Below are 6,631 nucleotides of genomic sequence, written 5' to 3' on the forward strand. Positions count from 1 at the left end.
CAGATTTCTAAAGCCTTTTATGCGGAGAAGATGGCAGAAATAAAGGCAGAATATACCGATAAAGTAAACAAGGCATTTGCAAATGTGAGCAAAGATTTACAGAATGCGGGAAAAAATGCAATTGACGGATTTATGAATGGTATGACGAAACAGGCGAAAAAGGCAGATAAACAGGTCAAAAAGATTGCGAACAACATTGTAAAACAGTTCAAAAAATCTTTAAAAATTCATTCACCATCACGGGTTTTTTGAGGAATTGGGAGTATTTTCCGGAGTCGGATATCTTAACGGATTTAAGGGGAGCATGGCAAACTTTAAAAATACGATTGCGGACAGCGTAAGAAAACAGGCATTAAGTTCAAAAGTGGCAAGTGGAAAAAGCGGAGTGCAGCAGGTTACTTATAATTTCTACCAGACCAATAACAGTCCTAAATCTTTAAACAGATTAGATATTTACAGACAGACAAGAAACCAATTAAATTTTGCAAGGGGGGTATAAGATGTTTACTTTAAAAGCAGAAATAATGTATAACGAGGTTTTGGAATTAACCCATAATCCCACATACAGCGTTTTAAAAATAGACGGTCTTGATCCCCCAATGCCACAATCAATACCTCCACAATATCCACCGCAGACGGTACTAAATTTAATAGTTCCCGGGTGAACGAAAGAAATCTGGTTATCACCGTCGCACTTAATGGAGATGTCAGCAGGGGGGAGGATAGAACTATATAAACATTTCAAAATGAAACATCCGGTCAAAAATTACTTTAAAAACTCCATGCGGAATGTGTGTATTGAGGATACACAGAAGATCTGAACTGTGACCCGTTTGAGCAGGGGTGCAGGCACAAATTAGTATCCTATGCCCGCAGCCGTATTTCAAAAGCATAGATGAACTGGTAAAAGAATTTTCCAGTACAGAATCATTGTTTGAATTTCCGTTTGCTATAGAAAAACCGGGGATTGAGTTTAGCAGAATGACCATTCTTGCAAAAGAAAATATTATCAACCAGGGGGATGCCGAAACGGGAGTGGTCATTGAATTGTTCTCACAGGGTACCGTTATCAATCCGGTAATTTACAACCTCACAACCCGGGAAACATTGAAACTTAAAGTCACGATGCAGACCGCGGATTTAATCCGGATAAACACTATATCGGGCGAAAAATCGGTAGTTTTACAGCGGGACGGGATTAACTCAAAATATAGTCAATGCCCTGGACAAAACAAGTCACTGGATACATGTACAGAGTGGAGACAATGTTTTCACATATGAATGTGAAAGCGGACTGGAATTTTTTACAATTAAAGATCCTGCATACGGATAAATTCGAAGGAGTGTAGCGCATGAAAATATATGTATTTAATAAGGATCTGGATACTATCGGATTAATAGATAATTACCAGAGTGTTATATGGACTACCCGCTTTTTCGATACTGGGGATTTTTGAATTATATCTTCCTGTATCTATGGATTTAATATCACTGCTAAAAGAAGATAATTACCTGTGCAGGTCATCCGATATTACCGTGTCGGGAAACGACACCATATATAAAATGAATGATCATGAAAAATTAAATTACAGATGTGGAAAAACGGTAATCTATCTCACGGTATCTGGCAGAGTTTAAAAAATATTTGTCCCGCACGGGATTATATGGCAGCAGACCAATTTGACAGGGCGAGTAGAACTGTGTATACGGCCGCATGATAAAGGAAAATGCGTAAGCCCTATAATTGCAAGAGCGGAAGATAAAAAAACCTCGAAATGGCGCGGTTTATTAGGTCTGGAAGATACGATAGAATATGCAGGTCACGGGTGATAATCTGTGTGAAGTCATTGCGGAAATGTGCAAGCAATACGGGATTGGTTTTGACATCTATATCAATAAATAAAACGTTCCGTTTGAACTGTATGTTGGGGAAAACAGATCAATAATCAGGAAAAAAATCATACGTGGTTTTCAGTTCGGATTACGAAAACCTGTTAAATACAGAATACAAATTTTTAAAGCAGGATTTCAAAAATGTTGCACTGGTAGCCGGGGAAGGTGAAGGACTTGAACGAAAAAAAACGGTGGTAGGGACTGCCGCAGGACTTGACCGTTATGAGAAGTTGTGGATGCCCGGACGTAAGCAGTAACAACGGGAGTATACCGAGGAAGAATACCTAAAAAATGTTGGAAGACCGGGAAATAAAAGTCTGGAAGAGAGTAAATCTGTACAGTCGTTGACGGCAGTACAGAAACCAAGAATAAGTTATGAACTTAACAAAAGATTATTACCTGGGTGACATCGTGCAGGTAATCAATGAAATACGGGATAGAAGCAAGTCCCCGTATACTGGAAATAATAGAAAGTGAAGACGAAAAACGGTAAATCTATAATACCAACGTTCAGCACATTGGAGGTGGGATAAATGGCAATAACAAGCGATTTTTTAACAGCGTTAATGGTGACCGCAGATATAATGCAGAGCAAATAAATGATTATCTGACGGGACTGGTTAGTGGTGGTGTTTATGAGAGCGTAGGCGCGGATTACAGGTAAAAGTCAATTCCGGGATGAAAGTACAGGTTGCATCCGGAAAGCTTGCTGACAGCAATGGCAGGTGGTTGCAAAATGACAGTACTTTAGTACTTACACTGGATGCGGCAGATCTGGTATTAAACAGGTATGACGCAATAGTGGCAAAGATGGACAGTAACCAGAGCCAAAGAACAGGAACAATTACTATAAAGAAAGGAACAGCCGCCAGTACACCAACGAAACCGACGGCAGAGCGAACGCAGTTCGTTGAAGAGTACATTTTGGCATATGTGTATATTGGTAAAGGTGTGACAGCAATTACCCAGGCACAAATCGAGGATACCAGGGTAAATACTTCTATATGCGGGTTTGTTACCGGATTGATCAAACAAGTGGATACATCACAATTGTTTTTACAGTACCAAACGGCATATGCTCAATTTCTAAACGAATTGAATGATTGGAAAAGACAGCAAAAAACGGCTTTTGATAGCTGGTTTGCAACTTTGACAGATGAACTTAAGATTGACACATATATAGGATGGTCAACAAAGACGTGGAACCGTTCAGAACCTTTAGAAACTGATGATATAACAGACATTTATAATGAGGGTGATTTAGTATTTGTATTCATAAATGGATTACTTGTAAGTCAATGGATTGATTATACAATAATTGCGAACGGTCCCGAATCGAATACGACGTATGTACTCAAACTTAAAAATAAAATACTGAATACTTCCATTAATCCGGTAACTTTCTTTGCGATCAGATCAAAAATAGGATCACAACCGACATAAAAAATAGCCCCATGAGGGCTATTTTCGTTGTCATCCGGTATTATGTTCAATTATATCGCGGGGGTGCAATGTAATACATTACAAATTTTGGTCCAGTACATCTATTGGTAAATGCTTTGCGGTATTGGTACACATAGCGGAAAGCGTCGGGAGACGTATTCCCGTTATTTCAGAAAGTTTCTTTTTGCGTCATTTCTTTCAATGCGATTTCTCTTTTTAGATGAAGCTTGATTGCCATAAGATCACACCCTTTCTTAAAATTAAATACATATTCATTGTATAACGATAAACGTTTAAAGTCAATACGATTTTCGAAAAAATATTTACGAAAATAGTAATAAAATACGAAAAACGTATTGACAAATAACGAAAATAGTGATTACAATGTTTATATCACCAAGAGAGAGGAGGGAAAGCAATGGATAATAAAAAGAAAAGCAGTGATGAAGAAGTCTTGCAAACATCATTCTCACCACTGCAATACTAAACTTAATTCGTGCAGTAATCGACTTGATCGACAAACTACTGAATTAAGGGGGATGGGGCGAAAGCCCCAATCCTTTAAGAATATGATAGCTTTTATTGTCACATTGTCAATGTCTAATATGAAAAATGTAGAAATTATATTTGATGTAGTAGAAATTATATTCAGCATTGTTGTCATTGTAGCCATTCTGAAAATGAAAAAAAGATGATCAGTGAAGTAACTCTAATTAATAACCCGTCCCGTCGGGGATCGGCGGGAGAAAGAAGGAATTATGAAAATGACAAGCAAGGAAGCGTATGGACTAAAGAGCAAAGTTTTAAAAAATGGTTATGGAGAATATTACAAAAAATGGAGGGATTGCGATTGCGATGATCGAGCCATATTTCTATCTATTTATGAAATGCTTATGGAAGCATACAAAGATATGGAAAATATCGAAAACAATTCCATTAGAGTCGCATTTAATCGGTATGCAGATGAACAAAAAAATATTCTTGATAGGATAGTAGAACGGTTTAAAAATAGATAATTAATGATAACTATTAAATAATAACCCGTCCCGGCGGAAATCCGGGAGAAAGAAGGAAAGTATGCACACTACAAAAATAGCATTCGCAACAGATCAGAAAACAGGAACAAAACTTGTATATGCCAGTTGCAACAACGGGCAGATGTTTGTTCAGCCGTGGTCACAATTGAGTGACGAAATGCAAATGATTTTGCGGGCAGTAGCAAATCCAGACACATGTAAAATAGAAGTTGTAGAAAAAGATTTTGACGATGTAAAGGTAGACCAATAATTTAAATAAATAGATCACCCGCCCCAGTAGAGAAATACCGGGAGAAAGCAGGATGAAAATGGTAAAATTGAAAAGGGAACCATTTGGATATTCCGCGTGTGACGGGAAATTTCAAATTACAAAAGGGATGGTTGGGTGGAATGTGTGGCTATATCATGCAGATATTGCACATATGGGTACGGCATTTTTTGAAAGACTGGAAAATATAAGAGAACTGTCAGAAAAAGAGTTATACAATTCGGTGGAAATATAACCCGCACCCGGTCGGGAAATACCGGGAACATATAAACTTGATATCAGTCAAAAAAACTGATATTATTACAATAAATATATTTTATCCCCGATACGATCGGGAGAAGGGAGTTTTTATGAATACACTTAGTTATATTAGAGGATCGGAAGAAGAAATCAAAGTTGGGGGACAATACTATTTTGGTCAGATCTGGAACGGAAATGGAGACGGTGAAGAATTATTAGAATCCGGAGCCATTGCAATATGGGATTCAGTGGAAGAAGTGGAATATATAATAGATTTTGATGTTGTGGAATCAGATGAGAACATAATGGATACGATAGTTAAGGTTAATTGTATCCGGTAGTAAATTGACTACTATTTGACTACTAAACTTATTATATTTTATTAAATAATACTATATTTTATTGAATTTGAAGAATGCGCTAACCCTATAAAATCAGGTGTTAGCGCATTTTATTATACGATATTATATTTTATTGAATGCATGTAATCACTTTGCCAAGGTCGAGGCCGCGGGTTCGAGTCCCGTCTCGCGCTTTTGTTTTGCCCGTAAATACGGGCTTTTTTGATGTTTAAGATCATCCACACCAGGGTGATTTTTTTATTTGACTACTGTTTGACTACTACATGGATTTTTTTAATAAAAGATCTTCTAAGGTATCCGATGCAACAGAGTTTGATTCTTTTAGAGCATGTGTGTAAATATCCATTGTGGTACTTTTGCGCTTATGTCCTAACAGTGCGGATACTGTGCTTATGTCGGTTTTCTTACTAATCAGCAGTGTAGCGGTGGTGTGCCGCAGACAGTGCAGGTTTATGTCCGGAAGCTTATGTTCATCATCCACAGTCAGATTGTACTTTCTCACAACGCTTTTAAATGCGTGTGTAGGAGTACTGGGGTTCATCTGCCTGCCGTCCCACCTTGTAAATACAAAATTCCCGTCTCGGTTCCAAATTTCCCCCATCTTAATAATTAGCATATTTTGTTGTGCTCTCCATTTCTTTAAGGATTCCATAACCGGAAGTGGTAATACCACATCCCTTTCCGAGTCTTTCGTTTTTGGCTTTTTTGTAATCATCTTCCCTTTTACCATGGCGGAAGAGGTTGGAACGTGAATAGTGTTTTTAGAAAAATCTATATCATCCCAGGTAAGGGCTATTAATTCCCCGCGCCGGAAGCCGCCGAACAATGCCATTTGAAAGAATACTTTTAATGACATGGACATTTGATGGCTCTGCATATAGTCCTTAACGTTGTATTTTCGCCCTGTATCATCGATTCTACCGTGTGCCTTATAAACACTCGTATAGGACATTTCAAGCGCCTGTAAGAAGCGTTCAGCCTGTTCCGCATTGAAGTGTTTAACTTTGTTGTCCACTACTTTATCTTGCGCCGGCTGCGACACGGTAACTTTGCGGCAGGGATTGGAGTCTATAACACCCCATCTTACGGCAGTACTTAATACAGAACTTATTACAGTGTTTATTTTTTGTACACTTCCCAGGCTCAAGCCGCCGGGTTTTCCGTCGGATCTACTACCGTCTTTAAAACAGCTTATTATAAAAGGTCTGTAATGTCATAGGTGTAATCTTTGCCATTTTAAGATGACCGATAGCAGGGAGGATATGACGTTTTAAACGATCCTCATAAACTTCCTGTGTAGTCAGCTCTAATTTTTTGTTTTGCATAGTCTTCCCACCACTTTTCGGAAAAGTCTTTAAATGTAATTTTTTCACCGTCATAATATTTGC

The 6,631-nt window shown here is 38.1% G+C and carries 14 protein-coding genes and 1 pseudogene; 12 read left to right on the forward strand and 3 right to left on the reverse strand.

What is annotated here, in order from left to right; all coding sequences use genetic code 11:
* From CD03_RS35550 to CD03_RS0131665, 8 genes are all read left to right on the forward strand, one after another.
* Nucleotides 1–252, forward strand: a 252-nt coding sequence (locus CD03_RS35550) for a hypothetical protein (RefSeq protein WP_044290636.1), incomplete at its 5' end; no start/stop codon positions are given.
* A gap of 52 nt (nucleotides 253–304) precedes the next feature.
* On the forward strand, nucleotides 305–499 hold the full coding sequence (locus tag CD03_RS0131630; protein ID WP_156043093.1) for a hypothetical protein: 195 nt from the start codon (nucleotides 305–307) through the stop codon (nucleotides 497–499).
* 1 nt (nucleotide 500) lies between these two features.
* Entirely contained in the window at nucleotides 501–665 is a 165-nt protein-coding gene (locus CD03_RS38170) for a hypothetical protein (protein ID WP_156043094.1), read from the forward strand.
* A gap of 178 nt (nucleotides 666–843) precedes the next feature.
* Nucleotides 844–1,281: a phage tail domain-containing protein gene (locus tag CD03_RS37580; protein WP_027297041.1), complete on the forward strand. Its 438-nt coding sequence runs from the start codon at nucleotides 844–846 to the stop codon at nucleotides 1,279–1,281.
* 71 nt (nucleotides 1,282–1,352) lie between these two features.
* Nucleotides 1,353–1,457, forward strand: coding sequence for a Gp37-like protein (locus CD03_RS40285; RefSeq protein ID WP_442969754.1), 105 nt, complete (start codon nucleotides 1,353–1,355; stop codon nucleotides 1,455–1,457).
* Nucleotides 1,458–1,476: 19 nt separating this feature from the next.
* Nucleotides 1,477–1,638 (forward strand): hypothetical protein, encoded by a 162-nt coding sequence (locus CD03_RS38175; RefSeq protein ID WP_156043095.1) that lies wholly within the window; start codon nucleotides 1,477–1,479, stop codon nucleotides 1,636–1,638.
* Nucleotides 1,639–1,964: 326 nt separating this feature from the next.
* Nucleotides 1,965–2,150, forward strand: a complete 186-nt coding sequence (locus CD03_RS0131660; RefSeq protein ID WP_027297042.1) for a Gp37-like protein — start codon at nucleotides 1,965–1,967, stop codon at nucleotides 2,148–2,150.
* A 421-nt stretch (nucleotides 2,151–2,571) separates the two neighbouring features.
* A complete protein-coding gene (locus CD03_RS0131665; RefSeq protein ID WP_027297043.1) occupies nucleotides 2,572–3,336 on the forward strand; it encodes a hypothetical protein in 765 nt (254 codons plus the stop codon).
* A gap of 78 nt (nucleotides 3,337–3,414) precedes the next feature.
* Here the strand turns inward: CD03_RS0131665 and CD03_RS40290 are convergent.
* A pseudogene (locus tag CD03_RS40290) lies at nucleotides 3,415–3,510 on the reverse strand (hypothetical protein); the annotation flags it as partial.
* Between the two features lie 584 nt (nucleotides 3,511–4,094).
* Here CD03_RS40290 and CD03_RS0131675 point away from each other — a divergent pair.
* The 4 genes from CD03_RS0131675 to CD03_RS0131690 all read left to right on the forward strand — a co-directional run bounded on the left by CD03_RS0131675 (nucleotide 4,095) and on the right by CD03_RS0131690 (nucleotide 5,222).
* Entirely contained in the window at nucleotides 4,095–4,352 is a 258-nt protein-coding gene (locus CD03_RS0131675) for a hypothetical protein (RefSeq protein ID WP_027293008.1), read from the forward strand.
* Between the two features lie 61 nt (nucleotides 4,353–4,413).
* Nucleotides 4,414–4,623: a hypothetical protein gene (locus CD03_RS0131680; protein WP_027293009.1), complete on the forward strand. Its 210-nt coding sequence runs from the start codon at nucleotides 4,414–4,416 to the stop codon at nucleotides 4,621–4,623.
* Between the two features lie 52 nt (nucleotides 4,624–4,675).
* Complete coding sequence (locus CD03_RS0131685; protein WP_027293010.1) at nucleotides 4,676–4,876, forward strand: hypothetical protein; 201 nt, start codon at nucleotides 4,676–4,678, stop codon at nucleotides 4,874–4,876.
* Between the two features lie 115 nt (nucleotides 4,877–4,991).
* On the forward strand, nucleotides 4,992–5,222 hold the full coding sequence (locus CD03_RS0131690; RefSeq protein WP_027293011.1) for a hypothetical protein: 231 nt from the start codon (nucleotides 4,992–4,994) through the stop codon (nucleotides 5,220–5,222).
* A gap of 280 nt (nucleotides 5,223–5,502) precedes the next feature.
* Here CD03_RS0131690 and CD03_RS0131695 read toward each other — a convergent pair whose 3' ends face one another.
* Together CD03_RS0131695 and CD03_RS35555 are read right to left on the reverse strand one after the other, a co-directional pair.
* Nucleotides 5,503–6,258 carry a site-specific integrase gene (locus CD03_RS0131695; RefSeq protein ID WP_156043096.1) on the reverse strand — a complete coding sequence of 252 codons (756 nt, stop codon included), beginning with the start codon at nucleotides 6,256–6,258 and terminating at the stop codon, nucleotides 5,503–5,505.
* 166 nt (nucleotides 6,259–6,424) lie between these two features.
* Nucleotides 6,425–6,631: N-terminal phage integrase SAM-like domain-containing protein (locus CD03_RS35555; protein ID WP_242849197.1), on the reverse strand; the 207-nt coding region annotated here is incomplete at its 5' end.

Source organism: Robinsoniella sp. KNHs210 (assembly GCF_000686105.1).
Lineage (GTDB): Bacteria > Bacillota > Clostridia > Lachnospirales > Lachnospiraceae > Robinsoniella > Robinsoniella peoriensis.